General features: G+C 67.2%; 33 protein-coding genes. All 33 read left to right on the top strand.

The features are described 5' to 3' along the window. Positions 1-26: 26 nt before the first annotated feature. The 33 genes from HCK04_RS09235 to rpsM all read left to right on the top strand — a co-directional run bounded on the left by HCK04_RS09235 (position 27) and on the right by rpsM (position 23,773). The gene (locus tag HCK04_RS09235) at positions 27-3,902 is read left to right on the top strand and encodes a DNA-directed RNA polymerase subunit beta' (RefSeq protein ID WP_142646734.1); all 3,876 of its coding nucleotides are present in this window, start codon (positions 27-29) and stop codon (positions 3,900-3,902) included. Between the two features lie 562 nt (positions 3,903-4,464). Continuing rightward, complete coding sequence (gene rpsL, locus HCK04_RS09230; RefSeq protein ID WP_030508316.1) at positions 4,465-4,839, top strand: 30S ribosomal protein S12; 375 nt, start codon at positions 4,465-4,467, stop codon at positions 4,837-4,839. Between the two features lies 1 nt (position 4,840). Beyond that, positions 4,841-5,311, top strand: coding sequence for a 30S ribosomal protein S7 (gene rpsG, locus HCK04_RS09225; RefSeq protein ID WP_142616379.1), 471 nt, complete (start codon positions 4,841-4,843; stop codon positions 5,309-5,311). A 33-nt stretch (positions 5,312-5,344) separates the two neighbouring features. Beyond that, positions 5,345-7,444 carry an elongation factor G gene (gene fusA, locus HCK04_RS09220; RefSeq protein WP_142646733.1) on the top strand — a complete coding sequence of 700 codons (2,100 nt, stop codon included), beginning with the start codon at positions 5,345-5,347 and terminating at the stop codon, positions 7,442-7,444. A 101-nt stretch (positions 7,445-7,545) separates the two neighbouring features. Then, positions 7,546-8,739, top strand: a complete 1,194-nt coding sequence (tuf, locus tag HCK04_RS09215) for an elongation factor Tu (RefSeq protein WP_142646732.1) — start codon at positions 7,546-7,548, stop codon at positions 8,737-8,739. A gap of 245 nt (positions 8,740-8,984) precedes the next feature. Beyond that, positions 8,985-9,293: a 30S ribosomal protein S10 gene (gene rpsJ, locus HCK04_RS09210; protein WP_012887830.1), complete on the top strand. Its 309-nt coding sequence runs from the start codon at positions 8,985-8,987 to the stop codon at positions 9,291-9,293. Between the two features lie 13 nt (positions 9,294-9,306). Next, positions 9,307-9,963, top strand: a complete 657-nt coding sequence (rplC, locus tag HCK04_RS09205) for a 50S ribosomal protein L3 (protein ID WP_142646731.1) — start codon at positions 9,307-9,309, stop codon at positions 9,961-9,963. Next, positions 9,960-10,610 (top strand): 50S ribosomal protein L4, encoded by a 651-nt coding sequence (rplD, locus tag HCK04_RS09200; RefSeq protein ID WP_142646730.1) that lies wholly within the window; start codon positions 9,960-9,962, stop codon positions 10,608-10,610. Before rplC ends, rplD begins: the two co-directional genes overlap by 4 nt. Next, complete coding sequence (rplW, locus tag HCK04_RS09195; RefSeq protein ID WP_142646729.1) at positions 10,610-10,912, top strand: 50S ribosomal protein L23; 303 nt, start codon at positions 10,610-10,612, stop codon at positions 10,910-10,912. The genes rplD and rplW overlap by 1 nt, the downstream gene beginning before the upstream one ends. Positions 10,913-11,041: 129 nt before the next feature. After that, positions 11,042-11,878, top strand: coding sequence for a 50S ribosomal protein L2 (gene rplB / locus HCK04_RS09190; protein WP_142646728.1), 837 nt, complete (start codon positions 11,042-11,044; stop codon positions 11,876-11,878). A gap of 11 nt (positions 11,879-11,889) precedes the next feature. Next, positions 11,890-12,168, top strand: a complete 279-nt coding sequence (rpsS, locus tag HCK04_RS09185) for a 30S ribosomal protein S19 (RefSeq protein WP_079319865.1) — start codon at positions 11,890-11,892, stop codon at positions 12,166-12,168. A gap of 33 nt (positions 12,169-12,201) precedes the next feature. Continuing rightward, a complete protein-coding gene (gene rplV / locus HCK04_RS09180) occupies positions 12,202-12,555 on the top strand; it encodes a 50S ribosomal protein L22 (RefSeq protein ID WP_079319864.1) in 354 nt (117 codons plus the stop codon). Further along, complete coding sequence (gene rpsC, locus HCK04_RS09175) at positions 12,555-13,400, top strand: 30S ribosomal protein S3 (protein WP_142646727.1); 846 nt, start codon at positions 12,555-12,557, stop codon at positions 13,398-13,400. Before rplV ends, rpsC begins: the two co-directional genes overlap by 1 nt. Positions 13,401-13,402: 2 nt before the next feature. Next, entirely contained in the window at positions 13,403-13,822 is a 420-nt protein-coding gene (gene rplP / locus HCK04_RS09170) for a 50S ribosomal protein L16 (RefSeq protein WP_030508327.1), read from the top strand. Then, positions 13,822-14,058 (top strand): 50S ribosomal protein L29, encoded by a 237-nt coding sequence (rpmC, locus tag HCK04_RS09165; RefSeq protein ID WP_079319874.1) that lies wholly within the window; start codon positions 13,822-13,824, stop codon positions 14,056-14,058. Before rplP ends, rpmC begins: the two co-directional genes overlap by 1 nt. Further along, positions 14,051-14,350, top strand: a complete 300-nt coding sequence (gene rpsQ, locus HCK04_RS09160; RefSeq protein WP_142646726.1) for a 30S ribosomal protein S17 — start codon at positions 14,051-14,053, stop codon at positions 14,348-14,350. The genes rpmC and rpsQ overlap by 8 nt, the downstream gene beginning before the upstream one ends. A gap of 190 nt (positions 14,351-14,540) precedes the next feature. Then, entirely contained in the window at positions 14,541-14,909 is a 369-nt protein-coding gene (rplN, locus tag HCK04_RS09155) for a 50S ribosomal protein L14 (protein WP_142646725.1), read from the top strand. Positions 14,910-14,917: 8 nt separating this feature from the next. Then, positions 14,918-15,217: a 50S ribosomal protein L24 gene (gene rplX / locus HCK04_RS09150; RefSeq protein WP_205830048.1), complete on the top strand. Its 300-nt coding sequence runs from the start codon at positions 14,918-14,920 to the stop codon at positions 15,215-15,217. Further along, positions 15,217-15,786, top strand: coding sequence for a 50S ribosomal protein L5 (rplE, locus tag HCK04_RS09145; RefSeq protein ID WP_142646723.1), 570 nt, complete (start codon positions 15,217-15,219; stop codon positions 15,784-15,786). Before rplX ends, rplE begins: the two co-directional genes overlap by 1 nt. 2 nt (positions 15,787-15,788) lie before the next feature. Beyond that, positions 15,789-15,974 (top strand): type Z 30S ribosomal protein S14, encoded by a 186-nt coding sequence (locus tag HCK04_RS09140; protein WP_030451489.1) that lies wholly within the window; start codon positions 15,789-15,791, stop codon positions 15,972-15,974. A gap of 112 nt (positions 15,975-16,086) precedes the next feature. Further along, positions 16,087-16,485 (top strand): 30S ribosomal protein S8, encoded by a 399-nt coding sequence (gene rpsH / locus HCK04_RS09135; RefSeq protein WP_030508333.1) that lies wholly within the window; start codon positions 16,087-16,089, stop codon positions 16,483-16,485. Between the two features lie 18 nt (positions 16,486-16,503). Further along, the gene (gene rplF / locus HCK04_RS09130; RefSeq protein WP_142646722.1) at positions 16,504-17,046 is read left to right on the top strand and encodes a 50S ribosomal protein L6; all 543 of its coding nucleotides are present in this window, start codon (positions 16,504-16,506) and stop codon (positions 17,044-17,046) included. Positions 17,047-17,048: 2 nt separating this feature from the next. Next, a complete protein-coding gene (gene rplR / locus HCK04_RS09125; protein ID WP_142646721.1) occupies positions 17,049-17,432 on the top strand; it encodes a 50S ribosomal protein L18 in 384 nt (127 codons plus the stop codon). A 64-nt stretch (positions 17,433-17,496) separates the two neighbouring features. Continuing rightward, the gene (gene rpsE, locus HCK04_RS09120) at positions 17,497-18,129 is read left to right on the top strand and encodes a 30S ribosomal protein S5 (protein WP_079319859.1); all 633 of its coding nucleotides are present in this window, start codon (positions 17,497-17,499) and stop codon (positions 18,127-18,129) included. Between the two features lie 2 nt (positions 18,130-18,131). Then, positions 18,132-18,314 (top strand): 50S ribosomal protein L30, encoded by a 183-nt coding sequence (gene rpmD, locus HCK04_RS09115; protein WP_079319858.1) that lies wholly within the window; start codon positions 18,132-18,134, stop codon positions 18,312-18,314. Positions 18,315-18,316: 2 nt separating this feature from the next. Continuing rightward, positions 18,317-18,772, top strand: coding sequence for a 50S ribosomal protein L15 (rplO, locus tag HCK04_RS09110; RefSeq protein WP_139573656.1), 456 nt, complete (start codon positions 18,317-18,319; stop codon positions 18,770-18,772). A 181-nt stretch (positions 18,773-18,953) separates the two neighbouring features. Next, positions 18,954-20,261: a preprotein translocase subunit SecY gene (gene secY, locus HCK04_RS09105; RefSeq protein WP_142646720.1), complete on the top strand. Its 1,308-nt coding sequence runs from the start codon at positions 18,954-18,956 to the stop codon at positions 20,259-20,261. Then, complete coding sequence (locus tag HCK04_RS09100) at positions 20,261-20,914, top strand: adenylate kinase (protein WP_142646719.1); 654 nt, start codon at positions 20,261-20,263, stop codon at positions 20,912-20,914. The genes secY and HCK04_RS09100 overlap by 1 nt, the downstream gene beginning before the upstream one ends. 86 nt (positions 20,915-21,000) lie before the next feature. Beyond that, complete coding sequence (map, locus tag HCK04_RS09095) at positions 21,001-21,831, top strand: type I methionyl aminopeptidase (RefSeq protein ID WP_142646718.1); 831 nt, start codon at positions 21,001-21,003, stop codon at positions 21,829-21,831. Positions 21,832-21,913: 82 nt separating this feature from the next. After that, complete coding sequence (locus tag HCK04_RS09090) at positions 21,914-22,360, top strand: DUF1707 domain-containing protein (protein ID WP_142646717.1); 447 nt, start codon at positions 21,914-21,916, stop codon at positions 22,358-22,360. Between the two features lie 419 nt (positions 22,361-22,779). Further along, positions 22,780-23,001, top strand: coding sequence for a translation initiation factor IF-1 (gene infA / locus HCK04_RS09085; RefSeq protein WP_030508344.1), 222 nt, complete (start codon positions 22,780-22,782; stop codon positions 22,999-23,001). A gap of 46 nt (positions 23,002-23,047) precedes the next feature. After that, a complete protein-coding gene (gene rpmJ, locus HCK04_RS09080) occupies positions 23,048-23,161 on the top strand; it encodes a 50S ribosomal protein L36 (protein ID WP_003956441.1) in 114 nt (37 codons plus the stop codon). 231 nt (positions 23,162-23,392) lie between these two features. Continuing rightward, entirely contained in the window at positions 23,393-23,773 is a 381-nt protein-coding gene (gene rpsM, locus HCK04_RS09075) for a 30S ribosomal protein S13 (RefSeq protein ID WP_079319852.1), read from the top strand. Positions 23,774-23,790 lie beyond the last annotated feature (17 nt).

The following is a 23,790-nucleotide window of genomic DNA, read 5'->3' as shown; positions in this document are numbered from 1 at the left end:
GGTCTGATTCAAAAGGGGATTATCTAGTGCTCGACGTCAACTTCTTCGACGAGCTGCGCATCGGCCTCGCGACCGCCGACGACATCAGGCAGTGGTCGCACGGCGAGGTGAAGAAGCCCGAGACCATCAACTACCGGACCCTCAAGCCGGAGAAGGACGGGCTCTTCTGCGAGAAGATCTTCGGTCCGACCCGGGACTGGGAGTGCTACTGCGGCAAGTACAAGCGCGTCCGCTTCAAGGGCATCATCTGTGAGCGCTGTGGCGTCGAGGTCACGCGCGCCAAGGTGCGCCGCGAGCGGATGGGCCACATCGAGCTCGCCGCTCCGGTCACCCACATCTGGTACTTCAAGGGCGTCCCGTCGCGCCTCGGTTACCTGCTCGACCTCGCCCCGAAGGACCTGGAGAAGGTCATCTACTTCGCGGCGTACATGATCACGCATGTCGACACCGAGATGCGTGACCGCGACCTGCCGTCGCTGGAGGCGAAGATCTCCGTCGAGCGGCAGCACATCGAGCAGCGCCGTGACGCCGACATCGAGGCCCGCCAGAAGAAGCTCGAGGCCGACCTGGCCGAGCTGGAGGCCAGCGGCGCCAAGGGCGACGCCCGCCGCAAGGTGCGTGAGGGCGCCGACCGCGAGATGCGCCAGCTCCGCGACCGCGCCCAGCGTGAGCTGGACCGGCTGGAGGAGGTCTGGAGCCGCTTCAAGAACCTCAAGGTCCAGGACCTGGAGGGCGACGAGCTGCTCTACCGCGAGATGCGCGACCGGTTCGGCCGCTACTTCCGCGGCGGCATGGGCGCCCAGGCCATCCAGGAGCGGCTCGCCAGCTTCGACCTGGAGGCCGAGGCGGAGAACCTGCGCGAGACCATCCGCAGCGGCAAGGGCCAGAAGAAGGCCCGCGCCCTCAAGCGGCTCAAGGTCGTCGCGGCGTTCCTCAACACCCGCAACTCGCCGAGCGGCATGGTCCTCGACTGCATCCCGGTGATCCCGCCGGACCTGCGGCCGATGGTCCAGCTCGACGGTGGCCGCTTCGCCACCTCGGACCTGAACGACCTGTACCGCCGGGTCATCAACCGGAACAACCGCCTCAAGCGTCTGCTCGACCTCGGCGCGCCCGAGATCATCGTGAACAACGAGAAGCGGATGCTCCAGGAGGCCGTCGACGCCCTGTTCGACAACGGCCGCCGCGGCCGCCCGGTCACGGGCCCCGGCAACCGTCCGCTGAAGTCCCTCAGCGACATGCTGAAGGGTAAGCAGGGTCGTTTCCGGCAGAACCTGCTCGGCAAGCGCGTCGACTACTCCGGCCGTTCGGTCATCGTCGTCGGCCCGCAGCTCAAGCTCCACCAGTGCGGCCTGCCCAAGCAGATGGCGCTGGAGCTGTTCAAGCCGTTCGTGATGAAGCGCCTGGTCGATCTCAACCACGCGCAGAACATCAAGTCCGCCAAGCGGATGGTCGAGCGGTCCAAGCCGGTCGTGTGGGACGTGCTGGAAGAGGTCATCACCGAGCACCCGGTGCTGCTCAACCGCGCGCCCACCCTGCACCGCCTGGGCATCCAGGCCTTCGAGCCGCAGCTCGTCGAGGGCAAGGCCATCCAGATCCACCCGCTCGTCTGCACCGCGTTCAACGCGGACTTCGACGGCGACCAGATGGCGGTGCACCTGCCGCTGTCGGCCGAGGCCCAGGCCGAGGCCCGGATCCTGATGCTGTCCACCAACAACATCCTCAAGCCGGCGGACGGCAAGCCGGTGACGATGCCCACCCAGGACATGGTCATCGGTCTCTACTGGCTGACCACCCAGAAGGAGGGCGGCGTCGGCGAGGGCCGGGTGTTCGCGACGGTGTCGGAGGCTCTCATGGCCTTCGACCGCCACGAGCTGGACATCCAGGCCAAGGTCCAGGTGCGGCTCAAGGACGTCCCGCCGCCGCGCGGCTGGGAGGCCCCCGAGGGCTGGGAGCCCGGCGACCCGATCCGGCTGGAGACCACGCTGGGCCGATGCCTGTTCAACCAGACGCTGCCGGACAACTACCCCTTCGTGAACTACCAGGTCGGCAAGAAGCAGCTCTCGGCGATCGTCAACGAGCTGGCCGAGCGGTACCCGAAGGTGGAGGTGGCCAACGCGCTCGACTCGCTGAAGGACGCCGGCTTCTACTGGGCGACCCGCGCCGGTGTCACGATCTCCATCGAGGACGTCGTGGCGCCGCCGAACAAGGCCGAGATCATGGAGTCGTACGAGCGCCGGGCCGACAAGGTCCAGCGGGAGTACGACCGCGGTCTGATCACCGACGAGGAGCGCCGTCAGGAGCTCATCGAGATCTGGACCCACGCGACGGCGGACGTCGAGACCGACATGGTCAACGCGTTCCCGGCGACCAACCCGGTCTGGATGATGGTCAACTCCGGCGCCCGTGGTAACCGCATGCAGGTCCGGCAGATCGCCGGCATCCGCGGCCTGGTGTCCAACACCAAGGGTGAGACGATCCCGCGCCCGATCAAGTCCTCCTTCCGCGAGGGCCTGTCGGTGCTGGAGTACTTCATCTCCACCCACGGTCAGCGGAAGGGTCTGGCGGACACCGCTCTGCGGACCGCCGACTCCGGTTACCTGACCCGTCGTCTGGTCGACGTCGCGCAGGACGTCATCGTGCGCGAGATCGACTGCGGCACCGACCGGGCCGTCCCGCTGCACGTCGGCGAGCGCGACTCCCAGGGCAACCTGGTCAAGGCCGAGAACGCCGAGAGCAACGTGCACGGCCGCATCCTGGCCGAGGACGTCGAGGTGGACGGCAAGCTCATCGCGTCGGCGGGCGTCGACATCAACGACGACGTCGTGACGGCGCTGGTGAACGCCGGCATCGAGACGGTCAGGACCCGCAGCACGCTCGTCTGCGAGGCCAAGATCGGTGTCTGCGCGACCTGCTACGGCCGTTCGCTGGCCACCGGCAAGCTCGTGGACGTCGGCGAGGCCGTCGGCATCATCGCGGCCCAGTCGATCGGTGAGCCCGGCACCCAGCTGACCATGCGTACCTTCCACACCGGTGGTGTGGCGGGCGCGGACATCACCCACGGTCTGCCGCGTGTCCAGGAGCTGTTCGAGGCCCGCATCCCCAAGGGTGTGGCCCCGATCAGCGAGGTCGCCGGCCGGGTGCGGATCGACGAGACCGACAAGACCCGCAAGATCGTCATCACTCCGGACGACGGCTCCGACGAGGTCGCCTACCCGGTGTCGATGCGGTCGCGGCTGCTGGTCTCGGAGGGGCAGCACGTGGACGTCGGCCAGCTCCTGGTCGCCGGTGCGCGCAACCCCAACGAGGTGCTGCGCATCCTCGGCCCGCGCGCCGTCCAGCTCCACCTCGTGGACGAGGTGCAGCAGGTCTACCGCTCGCAGGGTGTGTCGATCCACGACAAGCACATCGAGGTCATCGTCCGGCAGATGCTCAAGCGCGTGAACGTGCTGGAGTCCGGCGACACCGAGCTGCTGCCCGGTGAGCTGGTCGAGCGGCCGCGCTTCGAGGCCATCAACCGTCAGACCGTGGCGGAGGGCGGCCAGCCGGCCTCCGGCCGTCCGGTCCTGATGGGTATCACCAAGGCCTCGCTGGCGACCGAGTCGTGGCTGTCGGCGGCGTCCTTCCAGGAGACGACGCGAGTCCTCACCGACGCGGCGATCCACGCCAAGTCCGACTCGCTGCTCGGCCTCAAGGAGAACGTCATCATCGGTAAGCTCATCCCGGCCGGTACGGGCATGCCCCAGTACCGCAACATCCGGGTGGAGCCGACCGAGGAGGCCAAGGCCGCGATGTACACGGTCGGCGGCTACGACGGCTCTGCCGCGGACTACACCTTCGGCTCCGGCAGCGGCGAGGCCGTCCCGCTGGAGGAGTACGACTTCGGCCAGTACGGCCGTTGACAGGTCGCCGCGGTGAGAGATCGCCGCGGCGGGCTACATACGGAAAAGCGGTCCGGGGCATCCCCCGGGCCGCTTTTCCGTTGTCCGCGCTCCGCGTACGCGCGCGACGCCGGGCGGGGACGGCGTGGAAACCGTGAGAAGCCCCTCGTGAGGGCGGTATGATGGGGGGCCGAGTCCTTCGACGGTCCGGCTTGGGCCGTCGGCGCAGCGGCACGTCAAGACAGCGGGGCACGTCCCTCCGGGGCGTCCTCCTCTGTTTTGACGTGTTGTACGGGGGAGGGTAGGCTTTACCCTCGTGCCCGTCTGTGGGCTCGCATGCGTGCGCTCAAATGCCGCTTCTCGAAGAGAGGGGCGTGCGGGGGGCGCCGTGTGACTCCTCCAGATCGACCGGATCTGCTCGGGTGTGCTGCGACAAGAGCGCGACACGCCCGACCGCGGGGGTCGAAGGGGATGGAAAACCAGCAGGTCATGACACCGGCAGTACCTGCAAGCCTGTGAGAGGCGGCCTCGCCACCTCGACCGGGTCCTACGTATCACCGGCTAGGCACGAAACGGAGACGCGGTGCCCACCATTCAGCAGTTGGTCCGTAAGGGCCGGCAGGACAAGGTCAGCAAGACCAAGACTCCTGCCCTCAAGGGGAGCCCGCAGCGGCGCGGCGTTTGCACCCGCGTTTACACGACGACCCCCAAGAAGCCCAACTCGGCGCTGCGCAAGGTGGCCCGTGTTCGGCTCACCAACGGCATCGAGGTCACGGCTTACATCCCCGGGGTGGGCCACAACCTCCAGGAGCACTCGATGGTGCTCGTGCGTGGTGGTCGTGTGAAGGACCTGCCGGGTGTTCGCTACAAGATCATCCGTGGTTCGCTGGACACTCAGGCCGTCCGCAACCGCAAGCAGGCCCGCAGCCGCTACGGCGCGAAGAAGGAGAAGAGCTGACATGCCGCGCAAGGGTTCCCCTGGCCGCCGCCAGCTGGTCGCTGACCCGGTGCACAACTCGCCGCTGGTCACCGCTCTGATCAACAAGGTTCTCCTGGACGGCAAGCGCTCCCTCGCGCAGTCGATCGTCTACGGCGCCCTCGAGGGCTGCAGGGAGAAGACCGGCAACGACCCGGTCGTCACCCTGAAGCGCGCTCTCGACAACGTCCGCCCGACGCTCGAGGTGAAGAGCCGCCGCGTCGGTGGCGCCACCTACCAGGTGCCGGTCGAGGTCAAGGCCTCGCGCAGCACCACGCTGGCGCTGCGGTGGATCGTCCAGTACTCCCGCGCGCGCCGCGAGAAGACCATGACCGAGCGGCTCATGAACGAGCTGCTCGACGCGAGCAACGGCCTCGGCGCCAGCGTCAAGCGGCGCGAGGACACGCACAAGATGGCCGAGTCCAACAAGGCCTTCGCCCACTACCGCTGGTAGTGAGCACCGACGACGAGTTAAGGACGCGAAGAAGTGGCCACCACGACCGCTCTTGACCTGGCCAGGGTCCGCAACATCGGGATCATGGCCCATATCGACGCGGGCAAGACCACGACGACTGAGCGCATCCTGTTCTACACCGGCATCAACTACAAGATCGGTGAGGTTCATGAGGGCGCTGCCACCATGGACTGGATGGAGCAGGAGCAGGAGCGCGGCATCACCATCACCTCCGCCGCGACCACCTGCAGCTGGCTTGATCACACGATCAACATCATCGACACGCCCGGACACGTGGACTTCACCATCGAGGTCGAGCGGTCGCTGCGTGTTCTGGACGGCGCGGTCGCGGTGTTCGATGGCGTCGCCGGCGTGGAGCCGCAGTCGGAGACGGTCTGGCGCCAGGCCGACCGGTACGGCGTGCCCCGCATCTGCTTCGTGAACAAGATGGACCGGGTCGGCGCGGAGTTCCACCGCTGTGTCGACATGATGATCAACCGGCTGGGTTCCACGCCGGCGGTCATCCAGCTTCCCTGGGGCGTCGAGGCCGACTTCAAGGGCGTCATCGACCTGGTGAAGATGAAGGGCCTGCTCTGGAGCGCCGAGGCGGCCAAGGGCGAGATGTACGACACCGTCGACATCCCGGCCGACCACGCCGACGCGGCCCGTGAGTGGCGCGACAAGCTCGTCGAGACCGTCGCCGAGAACGACGACGAGCTCATGGAGCTCTTCCTGGAGGGCGTCGAGCCGTCCGAGGAGCAGCTTGTCGCGGCGATCCGCCGGGCGACCATCAGCGGCGCGATCAACCCGGTCCTGTGCGGCACCGCGTTCAAGAACAAGGGCGTGCAGCCCCTGCTCGACGCGATCGTCGCCTACCTCCCGGCTCCCACCGACATCCCGGCCTTCAAGGGCCACGCGGTGGGCAACGAGGAGGAGATCATCGAGCGCCACGCGGACCCGAACGAGCCGTTCGCGGCGCTGGCGTTCAAGATCATGAGCGACCCGCACCTGGGCAAGCTCACCTACATCCGCGTCTACTCCGGGACGCTCGAGGCCGGCACCACCGTGGTGAACTCGGTCAAGGGCAAGAAGGAGCGGATCGGCAAGATCTACCAGATGCACGCGAACAAGCGCGAGGAGCGCCCCACCGCGACCGCTGGTCAGATCGTCGCCGTCATGGGTCTGAAGGACACCACCACTGGTGACACCCTCTCCGACCCGGTCAAGCAGGTCGTCCTCGAGTCGATGACGTTCCCGGCGCCGGTCATCAACGTGGCCATCGAGCCCAAGACCAAGGGCGACCAGGAGAAGCTGTCGACCGCGATCCAGCGGCTGGCCGAGGAGGACCCGTCCTTCCAGGTCCGCCGTGACGAGGAGACCGGCCAGACCGTCATCTGGGGTATGGGCGAGCTCCACCTGGAGATCCTCGTCGACCGGATGCGCCGCGAGTTCAAGGTCGAGGCGAACGTCGGCCGCCCGCAGGTCGCCTACCGCGAGACCATCCGCCGCAAGGTGGAGAAGGTCGAGTACACGCACAAGAAGCAGACCGGTGGTTCCGGCCAGTTCGCGCGCGTGATCATCGACCTGGAGCCGCTGGGCGAGGGCAACGACGGTTACGAGTTCGAGAACAAGGTCACCGGTGGCCGCATCCCGCGGGAGTACATCCCGTCGGTGGACGCGGGCGCGCAGGAGGCGGCCGAGTTCGGCGTGCTCGCCGGCTACCCGATGGTCGGCGTCAAGGTCACGCTTCAGGACGGTGCCTTCCACGAGGTCGACTCGTCGGAAATGGCCTTCAAGATTGCCGGCTCGATGGCCTTCAAGGAGGCCGCGCGCAAGGCAGACGCCGTACTCCTCGAGCCGATGATGGCCGTCGAGGTCACCACGCCCGAGGACTACATGGGAGACGTCATCGGCGACCTCAACGGTCGTCGCGGACAGATCCAGGCAATGGACGAACGGTCCGGCGCCCGTGTGATCAGGGCGCTCGTTCCGCTCTCCGAGATGTTCGGCTACGTGGGCGACCTTCGCAGCCGCACTCAGGGGCGGGCGAGCTACAGCATGCAGTTCGACTCCTACGCGGAGGTGCCCCCGGGCATCGCCAAGGAGATCGTCGCGAAGGCTCGGGGCGAATAGTTCCGCTCGCGGTACGGCGGAGCGCCTCCAGGGGCGCCCCGCCGTGCCGAGCCTGAGGTAGAAGACGAAAGTCAAGTCAGAATCTCTAAGGAGACAGACCAGTGGCCAAGGCCAAGTTCGAGCGGAACAAGCCGCACGTGAACATCGGCACCATTGGGCACATCGACCACGGCAAGACCACTCTGACCGCGGCGATCACCAAGGTGCTTCACGACCGTTTCCCGCAGCTCAACGAGGCGACCCCGTTCGACAAGATCGACAAGGCGCCCGAGGAGAAGGCTCGCGGAATCACCATCTCCATCGCGCACGTCGAGTACCAGACCGAGAAGCGCCACTACGCCCACGTGGACTGCCCCGGTCACGCCGACTACGTGAAGAACATGATCACCGGTGCCGCCCAGATGGACGGCGCGATCCTGGTGGTCGCGGCGACCGACGGTCCGATGCCGCAGACGAAGGAGCACGTCCTCCTGGCCCGCCAGGTCGGCGTTCCCTACATCGTCGTGGCCCTCAACAAGGCCGACATGGTCGACGACGAGGAGATCCTGGAGCTCGTCGAGCTCGAGGTCCGCGAGCTGCTGTCCGCCCAGGAGTTCCCGGGCGACGACCTGCCGGTCGTGCGCGTCTCCGCGCTCAAGGCGCTCGAGGGCGACGAGAAGTGGGGCGACTCCATCATCGAGCTCATGAACGCCGTGGACGAGAACGTCCCCGAGCCCGTTCGTGACACCGACAAGCCGTTCCTCATGCCGATCGAGGACGTGTTCTCGATCACCGGTCGCGGCACCGTCGTCACCGGTCGTATCGAGCGCGGCATCATCAAGGTCAACGAGACCGTCGACATCATCGGCATCAAGGAGAAGAGCACCACGACGACCGTCACCGGCGTCGAGATGTTCCGCAAGCTCCTCGACGAGGGCCAGGCCGGTGACAACGTCGGTCTGCTCCTGCGCGGTATCAAGCGCGAGGAGGTCGAGCGTGGTCAGTGTGTCATCAAGCCGGGCACCACGACCCCGCACACCGAGTTCGAGGCGCAGGTCTACATCCTGTCCAAGGACGAGGGCGGCCGCCACACGCCGTTCTTCAACAACTACCGTCCGCAGTTCTACTTCCGTACGACGGACGTGACCGGCGTGGTGAACCTCCCCGAGGGCACCGAGATGGTCATGCCGGGCGACAACACCGAGATGCGCGTCGAGCTCATCCAGCCGGTCGCCATGGAAGAGGGCCTGAAGTTCGCGATCCGCGAGGGTGGCCGCACCGTCGGCGCCGGTCGCGTCACGAAGATCATCAAGTAGTAGCACCGCTGGGCGGCGGTCGGGTCCGCGAGGGCCTGACCGCCGCACCACGCAGGGGCCGGAGACGACCCCCCACGGACGACGAGACCGTGATCTCGCAGTGTTTTCGGCCGAGCGCCGGCCGAAGCCACTGCCAGATCACGGAGAACCGGACGGGTTCCGGGACGTCGGTCGCGTGGAAACGACCTGCGGCAACAGGCCGCGCGAAGCTTTATAGGACGACAGCGAAGGACACCGAGGCCATTATGGCGGGACAGAAGATCCGCATCCGGCTTAAGGCGTATGACCACGAGGTCATCGACAGCTCGGCCAAGAAGATCGTCGAGACGGTGACGCGGACCGGCGCCAAGGTCGCTGGCCCGGTGCCGCTGCCGACCGAGAAGAACGTGTACTGCGTCATCCGGTCGCCGCACAAGTACAAGGACAGCCGCGAGCACTTTGAGATGCGTACGCACAAGCGGCTGATTGACATCATCGACCCGACGCCGAAGACGGTCGACTCGCTCATGCGTCTCGACCTTCCCGCCGGCGTGGACATCTCGATCAAGCTCTAAGGAACGCACTGACATGGCTAAGCAGATCAAGGGCGTCCTGGGCAAGAAGCTCGGCATGACCCAGGTCTTCGATGAGGCGAACCGGGTGATCCCGGTCACCGTCGTCGAGGCCGGTCCGTGCGTGGTGACCCGGGTCCGCACTCCGGAGAAGGACGGCTACTCCGCCGTCCAGCTCGGCTACGGGCAGATCGACCCGCGCAAGGTGAACAAGCCCCTGGGCGACTACCTGCGCAAGCACGACATCACCCCGCGCCGCTACTTCGCCGAGGTTCGCACCGACGACGCCTCCGAGTACACGGTCGGCCAGGAAGTCCTCGCCGACACCTTCGAGGCCGGGCAGTACGTCGACGTCACGGGCAAGAGCAAGGGCAAGGGCTACGCCGGTGTCATGAAGCGCCACAACTTCCGTGGTCTGGGCGCTTCGCATGGTACCCAGCGCAAGCACCGCTCCCCGGGTTCCATCGGTGGCTGCGCCACCCCGGGCCGCGTCTTCAAGGGCCTGCGCATGGCCGGCCGGATGGGCAACGTCCGCACGACGGTCCAGAGCCTCAAGGTGCACGCCGTGGACGCCGAGAAGGGCCTCATCCTGATCAAGGGTGCGATCCCCGGCGCCAACGGCAGCCTGGTCCTCCTCCGCACCGCTGCCAAGAAGGGGGTTGCTGCGAAGTGACCACGACCATTGACGTCCTCGACGCCAGCGGCGCCAAGACGGGGACCGTCGACCTCCCCGAGGAGGTCTTCGGGGCCAAGGTCAACGTCCCGCTGATCCACCAGGTGGTCGTCGCCCAGCTCGCCGCTCGCCGGCAGGGCACCCACGCGACCAAGACCCGCGGTGACGTCTCCGGTGGCGGCAAGAAGCCGTACCGGCAGAAGGGCACCGGCCGCGCCCGTCAGGGCTCGACCCGCGCTCCGCAGTTCGCCGGCGGTGGCACCGTCCACGGCCCGCAGCCGCGCTCGTACGAGCAGCGGACGCCGAAGAAGATGAAGGCGGCGGCCCTGAAGGGCGCGCTGTCCGACCGCGCCGGCGGCGGCCGCGTCCACGTGGTGGACAGCCTGGTCACGGGTGAGACGCCCAAGACCAAGGCCGCCCTGGAGGCCCTGCGCAAGATCACGCAGGCCCGCAGCGTGCTCGTCGTCGTCGACGAGAACGACGAGATCACCTGGCTCAGCCTGCGTAACGCGCCCGAGGTCCACCTGCTGGACGCGGGACAGCTGAACACCTACGACGTGCTGTGCCACGACGACGTGGTCTTCACCCGTGAGGCCTACGACCAGGTCGTGGCCCGGCTGGCGAAGAGCGGGAAGGAAGAGGCCTGATGCAGAAGATCGCCGACCCGCGCGACATCATCCTCAAGCCGATCGTCTCTGAGAAGAGCTACGGCCTGATCGATGAGCACAACAAGTACACGTTCCTGGTGCGCAAGGGTGCCAACAAGACGCAGGTGAAGATCGCCGTCGAGCAGATCTTCGGCGTCAAGGTGACCGGCGTGAACACGATCAACCGCCAGGGCAAGCGCAAGCGGACCCGGCACGGCTACGGCCAGCGCCCGGACACCAAGCGCGCGATCGTGAGCCTGGCCGAGGGCGACCGTATCGACATCTTCGGTCAGATCGGCTAGCACCTGCCGCAGCGGGGAGAGGGGCCCCTCGCCTCCGAGCGAGGGACTCGCCCCATTGAGTAAGCACCGGGGGGACCGCCGTGAGGCGGACCCCGACCGGTACGAACCGACGAAGGATGAACGAAAGAGATGGGCATCCGTAAGTACAAGCCGACGACTCCGGGTCGTCGCGGCGCGAGCGTCTCGGACTTCGCCGAGATCACGCGCAGCACTCCGGAGAAGTCGCTGCTTGCCCCCCTGCACAGCAAGGGCGGCCGTAACGTCCACGGCCGGGTGACCGCCCGGCACCAGGGAGGCGGGCACAAGCGCGCCTACCGGATCATCGACTTCCGCCGCCACGACAAGGACGGGATCCCGGCCAAGGTCGCTCACATCGAGTACGACCCCAACCGCACGTCCCGCATCGCGCTGCTGCACTACGCCGACGGCGAGAAGCGTTACATCCTCGCCCCGGTCGGCCTCAAGCAGGGGGACCAGGTCGAGAACGGCCCCGCGGCCGACATCAAGCCGGGCAACTGCCTGCCGCTGCGCAACATTCCGACCGGTACCTTCATCCACGCGGTGGAGCTGCGTCCCGGTGGCGGCGCCAAGCTCGGCCGTAGCGCCGGCGCGCAGATCCAGCTGCTCGCCAAGGAGGGCATGTACGCCACGCTGCGCATGCCGTCCGGAGAAATGCGTCAGGTCGACGTGCGCTGCCGGGCCTCCGTGGGCCAGGTGGGCAACGCCGAGCAGGCCAACATCAGCATCGGTAAGGCCGGCCGCAACCGCTGGAAGGGCAAGCGCCCCACGGTCCGCGGTGTTGCCATGAACCCGGTCGACCACCCGCACGGCGGTGGTGAGGGCAAGACCTCCGGTGGTCGTCACCCGGTCAACCCGAAGGGCAAGCCGGAGGGTCGCACCCGCCAGCCGAACAAGCCCAGCGACCGGCTGATCATCCGTCGTCGGAGCAAGAGGAAGAAGCGGTAGGAGCAGCCGAAATGCCACGTAGTCTTAAGAAGGGTCCCTTCGTGGACGATCACCTTCAGAAGAAGGTGGACGCCCAGAACGAGAAGGGCACCAAGAACGTCATCAAGACGTGGTCGCGGCGCTCCATGATCGTGCCCGACATGATCGGCCACACGATCGCCGTGCACGACGGCCGCAAGCACGTCCCGGTGTTCATCACCGAGTCGATGATCGGTCACAAGCTCGGTGAGTTCGCCCCCACGCGGACGTTCCGCAGCCACGTCAAGGAAGACCGCCGCAGCCGGCGGTAAGCGCCTTCAAGCCAGCAGTTAGAGGAGAAAGCGATGGAAGCCAGGGCACAGGCGCGGTACGCGCGCCACACGCCCCGGAAGGCCCGCCGCGTGGTGGACCTCATTCGCGGGCTGCCCGCTTCGGAGGCGCAGGCCGTGCTGCAGTTCGCTCCCCAGGCGGCGAGCGAGACCGTCTACAAGGTGCTCTCGAGCGCGATCGCGAACGCTGAGCACAACTTCAAGCTCGACCGGGACACGCTCTTCGTGAGCCGGGCGTGGGTCGACGAGGGCCCGACGCTCAAGCGCTTCCGCCCGCGTGCCCAGGGTCGTGCCTATCGGATCAACAAGCGGACCAGCCACATCACTGTGATCGTGGAGTCCCGCGAGCCGAAGGGAAGGACCCGCTAGTGGGCCAGAAGGTTAACCCGCACGGGTTCCGCCTCGGCATCACGACCGACTTCAAGAGCCGGTGGTACGCCGACAAGCTGTACAAGTCGTACGTCGCCGAGGACGTGGCGATCCGTCGCATGCTGCAGAAGGGCATGGAGCGGGCCGGCATCTCCAAGGTCGAGATCGAGCGCACGACCGACCGCGTCCAGGTCGACATCCACACCGCCCGGCCGGGCATCGTCATCGGCCGTCGCGGCGCCGAGGCCGACCGCATCCGCGGCGACCTGGAGAAGCTGACCAAGAAGCAGGTCCAGCTGAACATCCTCGAGGTGAAGAACCCCGAGATCGACGCGCAGCTCGTCGCGCAGGGCGTGGCCGAGCAGCTCTCCAGCCGCGTCTCGTTCCGCCGGGCCATGCGCAAGGCCATGCAGTCCGCCATGAAGAGCGGGGCCAAGGGCATCCGTGTCCAGTGCTCCGGCCGTCTGGGCGGCGCCGAGATGTCGCGCTCGGAGTTCTACCGCGAGGGCCGCGTGCCCCTGCACACGCTCCGTGCGGACGTCGACTTCGGCTTCTACGAGGCCCGCACCACCTTCGGCCGCATCGGCGTGAAGGTGTGGATCTACAAGGGCGAGGCCCCGACCAGCCGCTCCGAGCGGGAGGCGGCCGCGGCCGGCGCCCGTGCGAGCCAGCGTCGTGAGCGCGACGACCGTCGCGGTGGCGCGGGCGACCGTCCGCGTCGTGGCGGCGACCGTCCCCGTCGTGGCGGCGCAGGCCGCGGCGACCGTGCACCCAGGACTGAGGCGGCCGCGCAGGCCGCCCCCGAGACCGGCCCGGCGGAGCAGCCGGGTGCTGAAGGGAGCTGACCATGCTGATCCCGCGCAGGGTCAAGCACCGCAAGCAGCACCGGCCCGACCGCAGCGGAGCCGCCAAGGGCGGCACCCGGGTCGTCTTCGGCGAGTTCGGCATTCAGGCGCTTGAGCACTCCTACGTGACCAACCGCCAGATCGAGGCCGCGCGTATCGCCATGACCCGGCACATCCGCCGTGGCGGCAAGGTGTGGATCAACATCTTCCCGGACCGTCCCCTGACGAAGAAGCCGGCCGAGACCCGCATGGGTTCCGGTAAGGGTTCTCCGGAGTGGTGGATCGCCAATGTCAAGCCCGGCCGTGTCATGTTCGAGCTGTCCGGTGTCGCCGAGCCCGTGGCCCGCGAGGCCATGCGGCGCGCGATGCACAAGCTCCCCATGAAGTGCCGTTTCGTCAAGCGTGAAGTGGGTGAGGCGTGATGGCTAAGGGTCTGACCGCCGCGGAGCTGCGTGTCGAGGACCAGGAGGTGCTGGTCCAGAAGCTGAAGGAAGCCAAGGAGGAGCTGTTCAACCTCCGCTTCCAGGCGGCGACGGGTCAGCTGGAGAGCCACGGGCGGCTGCGCGCCGTCCGCCGCGAGATCGCCCGCATCTACACCGTGATGCGCGAGCGCGAGCTCGGAATCGTCACGGTCGAGAAGGAGCCGAGCGATGTCTGAAGCAACCGAGACCCCTACCACTGAGACGACCGCGGAGACGGCGCGGAACTACCGCAAGACCCGCGAGGGCCTGGTCGTCAGCGACAAGATGGACAAGACCGTCGTCGTCGCCGTCGAGGACCGCGTCAAGCACCCGCTGTACGGCAAGGTCATCCGCCGTACGACGAAGTACAAGGCCCACGACGAGCAGAACGCCTGCGGCGTCGGCGACCGCGTCCTCCTGATGGAGACCCGGCCGCTCTCGGCCACCAAGCGGTGGCGGGTCGTCGAGATCCTCGAGAAGGCCAAGTAACACACCACAGACGCGCCTCGTGGGGGGTGGGAGACCGCCCCCCATGATGGCGTCCAAGGGGCGGGGCCGGGCATCGGTCCCGTCCGCCCGCGGCGGCGGTCGTACGGCTGTCGCCGAGGGAAAAAGACCACATCAGGTTCGGCCAGGCTCACCGCGAGGGTGAGAACCGGCACGACAAACAGGAGTAGACGTGATCCAGCAGGAGTCGCGGCTCAAGGTCGCCGACAACACGGGTGCCAAGGAGATTCTGTGCATCCGCGTTCTCGGCGGCTCGGGTCGGCGCTACGCGGGAATCGGCGACGTCATCGTTGGCACGGTGAAGGACGCTATTCCCGGCGGGGGCGTTAAGAAAGGCGACGTTGTCAAGGCTGTCGTGGTGCGCACCGTGAAGGAGCGCCGCCGCCCCGACGGCTCCTACATCCGCTTCGACGAGAACGCCGCGGTCATCATCAGGGACAGCGGCGACCCTCGGGGCACCCGCATCTTCGGCCCCGTCGGCCGTGAACTGCGCGACAAGAAGTTCATGCGCATCATCTCGCTCGCGCCGGAGGTGCTGTGATGCCGAAGCTGCACGTGAAGAAGGGCGACCTCGTCCAGGTCATCGCCGGCAAGGACAAGGGCGCCAAGGGCCGGATCATCGCCGCCTACCCGCGCGAGGAGCGCGTGGTGGTCGAGGGCGTCAACATGATCAAGAAGCACTCCAAGGTCACCAACCAGGGACCGCGCGGCGCCAAGGAAGGCGGCGTGCAGACCATGGAGGCTCCCATCCACGTGAGCAACGTGAAGAAGCTCAAGGATGACGAGAAGAAGCCCGAGAAGAAGGCCGCCGCGAAGGGCGACGCCGAGGCGACGGGTGAGGACAGCTGATGACCGCCACGACTGAAGAGCGCATCGTTCCGCGCCTCAAGCAGCGCTACCGCGAGGAGATCATCGCGAAGCTGCGCGAGGAGTTCGGCATCGAGAACATCATGCAGGTGCCCACGATCACCAAGATCAAGGTGAACATGGGTGTCGGCGAGGCCGCCCGCGACTCGAAGCTCATCGAGGGCGCCGTTCGCGACCTGACCGCGATCACCGGCCAGAAGCCGGCCGTCGCCCGCGCCCGCAAGTCCATCGCGCAGTTCAAGCTGCGTGAGGGCATGCCGATCGGCGCGCACGTGACGCTGCGCGGCGACCGCATGTGGGAGTTCCTCGACCGTCTGCTGTCGCTGGCGCTGCCGCGTATCCGGGACTTCCGTGGTCTGTCGCCGAAGCAGTTCGACGGCAACGGCAACTACACCTTCGGCCTCACCGAGCAGGTCATGTTCCACGAGGTGGACCAGGACAAGGTGGACCGGCAGCGGGGCATGGACATCACGGTCGTGACCACCGCGAAGAACGACGAGCAGGGCCGGGCGCTGCTGAAGCTCCTCGGTTTCCCCTTCAAGGAGGCCTGATCATGGCGAAGACGTCGCTGAAGGTCAAGGCAGCGCGCAAGCAGAAGTTCGAGGTCCGGGCGTACACTCGGTGCTCCCGCTGCGGGCGTCCCCGCGCTGTCTACCGCAAGTTCGGGCTGTGCCGCGTGTGCTTCCGCGAGATGGCGCACCGGGGCGAGCTGCCCGGCATCACCAAGTCGAGCTGGTAAGCCCTCCGCGGGCCAGCCGTAAAGAAGTCATATCAACCGGGCGCTGGTCGCAGCGCCCACGACCACACCGAAGGTCCCATCGGGGAAACCGCGGTGAGGAAGGCCACCGGCCATGACGATGACCGACCCGATCGCAGACATGTTGACTCGTCTGCGTAACGCGAACTCGGCCTATCACGACACCGTGAGCATGCCTTACTCCAAGATCAAGGCACACATCGCGGAGATCCTCCAGCAGGAGGGCTACATCCAGGGCTGGAGCGTCGAGGACGCCAAGGTTGGCAAGAACCTCGTGATGGAGCTGAAGTTCGGCCCCAGCCGCGAGCGCGCCATCGCGGGCCTGCGCCGGGTGTCGAAGCCCGGTCTGCGGGTCTATGCAAAGAAGGACAACCTGCCCCGCGTTCTGGGCGGTCTGGGCGTCGCGATCATCTCGACGTCCGGCGGTCTGATGACGGACCGGCAGGCGAGCAAGCGTGGAGTGGGCGGGGAAGTCCTCGCCTACGTCTGGTAACGAGGGGAGGCACTCAGCATGTCGCGAATCGGACGGCTGCCCATCCCCGTACCGGCGGGTGTCGACATCACGATCGACGGCCGGGAAGTCCAGGTCAAGGGGCCCAAGGGCACGCTCACTCACACGGTCGCCGAGCCCATCGAGGTCTCGCGCGGCGAGGACGGCACCATCACCGTCACGCGCCCGAACGACGAGAACAAGGTTCGTGCGCTGCACGGCCTGTCCCGCACGCTCATCGCCAACATGGTGGCGGGTGTCACGCAGGGCTACACGAAGACGCTCGAGATCGTCGGCGTCGGTTACCGCGTCCAGGCCAAGGGTCCGACGGAGCTGGAGTTCTCTCTGGGCTTCAGCCACCCGGTGATCGTCAAGGCCCCCGAGGGCGTCAGCTTCCGTGTCGAGAGGCCGACCCTGTTCCACGTGGACGGCATCGACAAGCAGCGGGTCGGCGAGGTCGCCGCCAACATCAGGAAGCTGCGCAAGCCGGACCCGTACAAGGGCAAGGGCGTGCGCTACCAGGGCGAGGTTGTCCGCCGCAAGGTCGGAAAGGCTGGTAAGTAGGCATGGCTGGAAAGACTGCGTTCGGCAAGCACACGGCCGCCCGCACGGTCTCCCGGGCTCGCCGGCACCGCCGTGTCCGCAAGAACGTCTTCGGCACGGCCGAGCGTCCGCGCCTGGTCGTCAACCGGTCGACCCGTCACCTGTTCGTGCAGATCGTCGACGACACTCAGGGCCACACGCTGGTGAGCGCGTCCACCATGGACGTCTCGCTGCGCAACGCCGAGGGTGACAAGACCGAGAAGGCGAAGAAGGTCGGCGAGCTTCTCGCTCAGCGGGCCAAGACCGCCGGGATCACCGCTGTCGTGTTCGACCGCGGTGGCAACCGCTACGCGGGGCGGATCGCCGCTCTCGCGGACAGCGCCCGTGAAGGCGGGCTGGAGTTCTGATGACTCCGGTCCGTGGGTCGCGACCGACGACCCGTCCAAAGAGCAACGAGAAGAGGAACCACTGATGGCTGCAGCTCCGCGTCGCGGTGCCGGCGGCGGTGGCGAGCGGCGTGACCGTCGTGAGGACCGCCGCGGTGGCGCCGCAGACAAGGGCGTCTCGTACATCGAGCGCGTCGTAAAGATCAACCGAGTGGCCAAGGTCGTCCAGGGCGGCCGGCGCTTCAGCTTCACCGCGCTGGTCATCGTCGGCGACGGCAACGGTCTCGTCGGGGTCGGCTACGGCAAGGCCAAGGAGGTGCCCGCGGCGATCGCCAAGGGTGTCGAGGAGGCCAAGAAGCACTTCTTCAAGGTTCCGCGCATCCAGGGCACCATCCCGCACCCGGTGCAGGGCGAGGACGCCGCCGGCGTCGTCCTCCTGCGTCCGGCCTCGCCCGGTACGGGCGTCATCGCGGGTGGCCCGGTCCGCGCGGTCCTGGAGTGCGCCGGGATCCACGACGTGCTGTCCAAGTCACTCGGCTCGGACAACCCGATCAACATCGTGCACGCCACCGTGGCGGCTCTGAAGGGCCTCAGCCGGCCCGAGGAGATCGCCGCCCGCCGTGGCCTGCCGATCGAGGACGTCGCTCCCAAGGCGATGCTGAAGGCTCGTGCCGAGGGTCTGGCCGAGGCGGCCGCGGCCGCGAAGGCGGTGAGCTAGTGATGGCTCGTCTGAAGATCACCCAGACCCGGTCCAAGATCGGTGGCCAGCAGAACCAGCGTGACTCGCTGCGTTCGCTGGGTCTGAAGCGAATCGGCGACGTCGTCGTCAAGGAGGACCGCCCGGAGATCCGGGGCATGGTCGCCAAGGTGTCGCACCTCGTCGAGGTTGAGGAGGTCGACTAGTCATGACCGAGAACGCTCCGCTCAAGATCCACGACCTCCGTCCGGCCCCCGGCGCCAACAAGGCCAAGACCCGCAAGGGCCGTGGCGAGGGCTCCAAGGGCAAGACGGCCGGCCGTGGCACCAAGGGCACCCGGGCCCGTACGGCTGTCATGCCGGGCTTCGAGGGTGGCCAGGTCCCGCTCCAGCGGCGGCTGCCGAAGCTGAAGGGCTTCTCCAACGCCCTGTTCAAGACGACCTACCAGGTCGTCAACCTGGACAGGCTCGGGGAGCTGTTCCCCCAGGGCGGCGACGTCACGCTCGACGACCTGGTGGCCAAGGGTGCGGTCCGCAAGAACCAGCCCGTCAAGGTGCTGGGCACCGGCGAGATCTCCGTGGCGCTGAACGTGCAGGCGCACGCCTTCTCCGCCAGCGCGAAGGAGAAGATCGCCGCGGCCGGCGGCTCGGTTTCCGAGCTGTAGGCATCACGTGCTGCGAGGCGCGGAGGTTCACTATGAGCCTCCGCGCCCGTAGTGCGTTAGAGTTCGCCTGGCACGGGGGTCCCCCCGTGTTCGACCAAGCACTCTGGCAGGAAGACATGTCGATGGACGCCTTGCGGGCCATCGCCGACCGTTACCGCGTCACTGGCGCGCAGGAGGGACCGTGCTGACCGCGATTACCCGGGCGTTCCGGACGCCTGACCTGCGCAAGAAGCTGCTCTTCACACTGGGCATCATCGTGCTGTTCCGGCTTGGCTCGGTGCTTCCCACTCCGGGGGTCAACGCCCAGAACGTGGCCCTGTGTCTGGAGCAGGCCCAGGCGGGAGACGCTGCCAACATCTACGGGATGGTGCAGCTCTTCAGCGGCGGCGCCCTGTTGAAACTTTCAGTGTTCGCGCTCGGCATCATGCCGTACATCACCGCGAGCATCATCCTGCAGCTGTTGACGGTGGTGATCCCGCGGCTGGAGGCCCTCAAGAAGGAGGGCCAGGCGGGCACGGCGAAGATCACGCAGTACACCCGTTACCTGACCATCGGGCTGGCGGTGCTGCAGTCCACCGCGTTCGTCGCCCTGGCCCGCAGCGGGCAGCTCTTCCAGAACTGCAACCAGGAGATCCTGCTCAGCCAGGACGTCTTCCCGCTGATCACCATGGTCATCACGATGACCGCCGGCACCGCCGTGATCATGTGGCTGGGCGAGCTGGTGACCGACCGCGGCGTGGGCAACGGCATGTCGATCCTGATCTTCACTCAGGTCATCGCGGTGTTCCCGTCGGAGCTCGTGAACATCTTCCGGCAGAGCCCGTTCAAGTTCGTCATCGTGATGATCGTCGGCATCGTGATGATCGGCGTCGTCGTGTTCATCGAGCAGGCGCAGCGCCGGATCCCGGTCCAGTACGCCAAGCGGATGGTCGGCCGTCGCATGTACGGCGGCACCTCGACCTACATCCCGCTCAAGGTGAACCAGGCCGGCATCATCCCGGTCATCTTCGCCTCGTCGCTGCTCTATCTGCCGCAGCTTCTGGTGACGCTGTTCGGCAACAGCCAGAAGCCCAACGCGGTCATCGAGTGGCTGGCCCAGAACATGATCAGGGGCGACCACCCGGTCTACATGGCCACGTTCTTCCTGCTGATCGTCTTCTTCACGTACTTCTACGTGTCCATCACTTTCAACCCCCCTGAAGTGGCTGACAACATGAAGAAGTACGGTGGGTTCATCCCGGGCATCCGTCCGGGCCGGCCGACCGCTGAGTACCTGAGCTACGTGCTCAACAGGCTCACGGCCGCAGGCGCTCCGTATCTGGGTGTGATCTCGCTCATCCCGATCATCGCGCTGGCGGTGGCCGGAGCGAGCCAGAACTTCCCGTTCGGAGGGACCAGCATTCTGATCATGGTTGGTGTTGGTCTGGACACGGTCAAGCAGATCGAGAGCCAGCTTCAGCAGCGCAACTACGAGGGCTTCCTGAGATAGTGCGCGTCGTCCTGGTTGGGCCCCCCGGAGCGGGTAAGGGGACGCAGGCCCAGTTCATCGCTTCGCACCTGTCGATCCCGAAAATCTCGACAGGCGACATCTTCCGTGCCAACGTCTCCGGCGGCACGGAGCTCGGCAAGCTCGCCAAGGAGTACATGGACCGCGGCGACCTCGTCCCCGACGAGGTGACCGTGGCCATGGTCCGCGACCGGCTGTCGGAGGACGACGCGCAGGAGGGCTTCCTCCTGGACGGCTTCCCTCGCAACGTGCCCCAGGCCGAGGTCCTCAAGAAGATGCTGGCCGAGTTCGGCACGGCGCTCGACGTGGTCCTCAACCTGGTCGTCGAGGACGACGAGGTCGTCCGGCGCCTCGCGGGCCGCCGTACGTGCCGTTCCTGCGGCAAGGTGTGGCATGTCGTGTTCGACCCGCCCGCCGTGGAGGGCGTCTGCGACGCCTGCGGCGGGGAGCTCTTCCAGCGGGACGACGACCGTGAGGAGACCATCAGGCGGCGCCTGGAGGTCTACCAGGAGCAGACGCAGCCGCTGATCGCGTTCTACGCCGACGAGGGGATCCTGCAGGGGGTCGACGCGACCGGGCCGGTCGAGGAGATCACTCAGCGGGCGATGTCGGCGCTGCGGCGGTTCGCCGACTGATTCATTACCGCGGCCGGGAACGCCACTCCAGTACATGGGGTGGCGTTCAGGCTTATATGGGACAATTTCGGGAGGGGGTGCGTCACGTGTTCAAGAAGAACCGGCACGGAATTCAAATCAAGAGCGCCGAGCAACTGGAGAAGATGCGTGCGGCCGGCCTGGTCGTCGCGCGCACGCTGGAGCTGCTCCGGAAGTCGGTCGAGCCCGGGATGACGCCGCTCGACCTCGACGCCATCGCCGAGAAGGCCATCCGGGGCGAGGGCGCGATCCCGTCGTTCAAGGGCTACCAGGGCTTTCCCGCCACGATCTGCGCCTCCGTGAACGACGAGGTCGTCCACGGCATCCCCACAGACCGGCGTCCGTTCCGCGAGGGCGACATCATCTCGATCGACTGCGGCGCGATCCTCGACGGGTGGCACGGCGACTCGGCGATCACCGTCGGCATCGGTGAGGTCGACCCCAAGCTGACCGAGCTCATGCGGGTGACCGAGGAGGCCATGTGGCGCGGCATCGCCGCCCTGCGGGTCGGCGGGCACCTGTCCGACATCGGCCACCAGATCGAGAAGTACGTGCGTTCTCAGGGCCGCTACGGCATCCCCCAGGAGTACGGCGGGCACGGCATCGGCACCGAGATGCACATGGACCCCTGGGTGGCCAACCACGGCAAGCCGGGGCGCGGCCCCCGCTTCGAGGTCGGTATGTGCTTCGCGATCGAGCCGATGGTGAACCTCGGCACCGACCGCACCAAGGTGCTGGCCGACGACTGGACGGTCGTGACGCTCGACGGCAAGGCCTCGGCGCACTTCGAGCACAGCGTCGCGGTGACGGAGAACGGCCCCCTTGTTCTCACGGCGCTCGACGGCGGGGCCTCCCGTTTCCCCGGCGTCGCCGCGGACGCGGGAGAAAGCGCCTCCTGAACCGCCTCCCGAATGGGAACGCCCATTTCGGCGTCGCTTGAACAATAATGGTCTTATCGCTCGACGGACCGGGAGATGGTAGATGGCGGCAATGCCGGAGATGCGGGCCTCCGACGGCGACCGTGACCGGGTCGCCGCGGCATTGCGTGAGCACGTGGCCGAGGGCAGGCTCACCATCGACGAGTTCAACGAGCGGCTTGAGGCGGTCTACCAGAGCCGCACGTACGGGGAACTGGCCCGGCTCACCTCCGATCTGCCGGAGATCGACCTGCACCGGATGCCCGCCGCGACCGAGCCCGCGCAACGGGCCCAGGTCGCCCAGCCCGGAAAGGCGCAGGGCAGCCTGAGGAGCGCGTGGACCGCCTGGGCGGGCGCGAGCGCCATCAGCTGGATGATCTGGCTCATCGCCACCGTCGCTTCGGGGCATTTCATCCCTCCGTGGCCGATGTGGGTCATGGGCCCGTGGGGCGTCATCCTCCTCCTCAAGACGATTTCCGACGCGGGCGGACGGTCCCGAGGCGGCGCCTGAGCGTTCTTTACCGGGGTACCGCCGTCGCGGGAGTCTGGGGCGGGTAGACGTCCGGTGTCGCGACGTACGGCCCGCTCGGGCCGTGCCCCCGCGGTGCTCGGGCCGCACCCGCGCGCGGCGGCATTTCGGCGGTGCCGGGCGGGCGGGTGCGGCGGCCTCCCCAGAAAGCCCACATCGGAATCGGCAGGCGGCGCGCTGGCCGGACACCCCCACGGGGGGTACTCTGTGATCTGGTTGTGTCGGGACCCCTGCCGTCGTTTCGCAATTCGGCCCGGGTTGTCGTACACTCCTTTGTCGGTTCACTATGACCTTTGCGCCTAGGCGGCCTGGCTGGTCGCCGCTCTCTGGAAGCGCCCGAAGGTCGCGGCTGCTTAGTGTTCCGAAGCCTCTGACGATCCGAACTGTGAAACGCGAGGGCCATGGCCAAGAAAGACGGCGCCATCGAGATTGAGGGCACTGTTATTGAGTCGCTTCCGAACGCCATGTTCCGGGTGCAGCTCGACAACGGTCACAAGGTCCTGGCCCACATCAGCGGGCGGATGCGGATGCACTACATCAGGATCCTGCCCGACGACCGGGTGGTCGTGGAGCTCAGCCCCTACGACCTGAGTCGCGGACGGATCGTCTACCGGTACAAGTAGCCCCCCCGCCAGCGGGGACGGGCCGTATGCGGAACGAATAAGGACTATGAAGGTCAAGCCGAGCGTCAAGAAGATCTGCGACAAGTGCAAGGTGATTCGCCGGCACGGTCGCGTCATGGTGATCTGCGACAACCTGCGCCACAAGCAGCGCCAGGGCTGAGCCCAGCTCTCAGTACGTCGCCACCAGGCCCCTGCTGAGTCCGCCCCCGTGGCGGTCTCGACCGCGTGCGGGCCAGGACAACGAAATCGCGTCACACACCCGCGCAGGCGGCCTCCGCGAGGAGTCCGTACCACGCGGGAGACCCCCGGTCGGAGGCCGGGGCCCTCGCCCGGGCATGGGAGGGGAAGTGTGGCGCAAGACCTCCGCCACACTGAAGGAGAATGCCCGACCATGGCCCGCCTGGTTGGCGTCGACCTCCCCCGCGACAAGCGGCTGGAGATCGCTCTCACCTACATTTTCGGAATCGGCCGCACCCGCGCCAAGGAGATCCTTGACGCGACCGGCATCAGCCCCGACCTGCGCGTCCACCAGCTCACGGACGCCGAGCTCGTCCCGATGCGTGACTACATCGAGGCGAACTACAAGATCGAGGGTGACCTCCGCCGCGAGATTCAGGCCGACATCCGACGCAAGATCGAGATCGGCTGCTACCAGGGCATCCGGCACCGCAAGGGGCTGCCTGTCCACGGTCAGCGGACGCAGACGAACGCGCGCACCCGCAAGGGTAAGAAGAAGACCGTCGCCGGCAAGAAGAAGCCGGGCAAGAAGTAGTCCTTAGCAGCCACATT

Source organism: Microbispora sp. CL1-1 (genome assembly GCF_012034195.1).
Classification (GTDB): Bacteria; Actinomycetota; Actinomycetes; order Streptosporangiales; family Streptosporangiaceae; genus Microbispora.
Note: the sequence above shows the minus strand (reverse complement) of the source record. Positions and strands in the feature narration are given on the sequence as shown.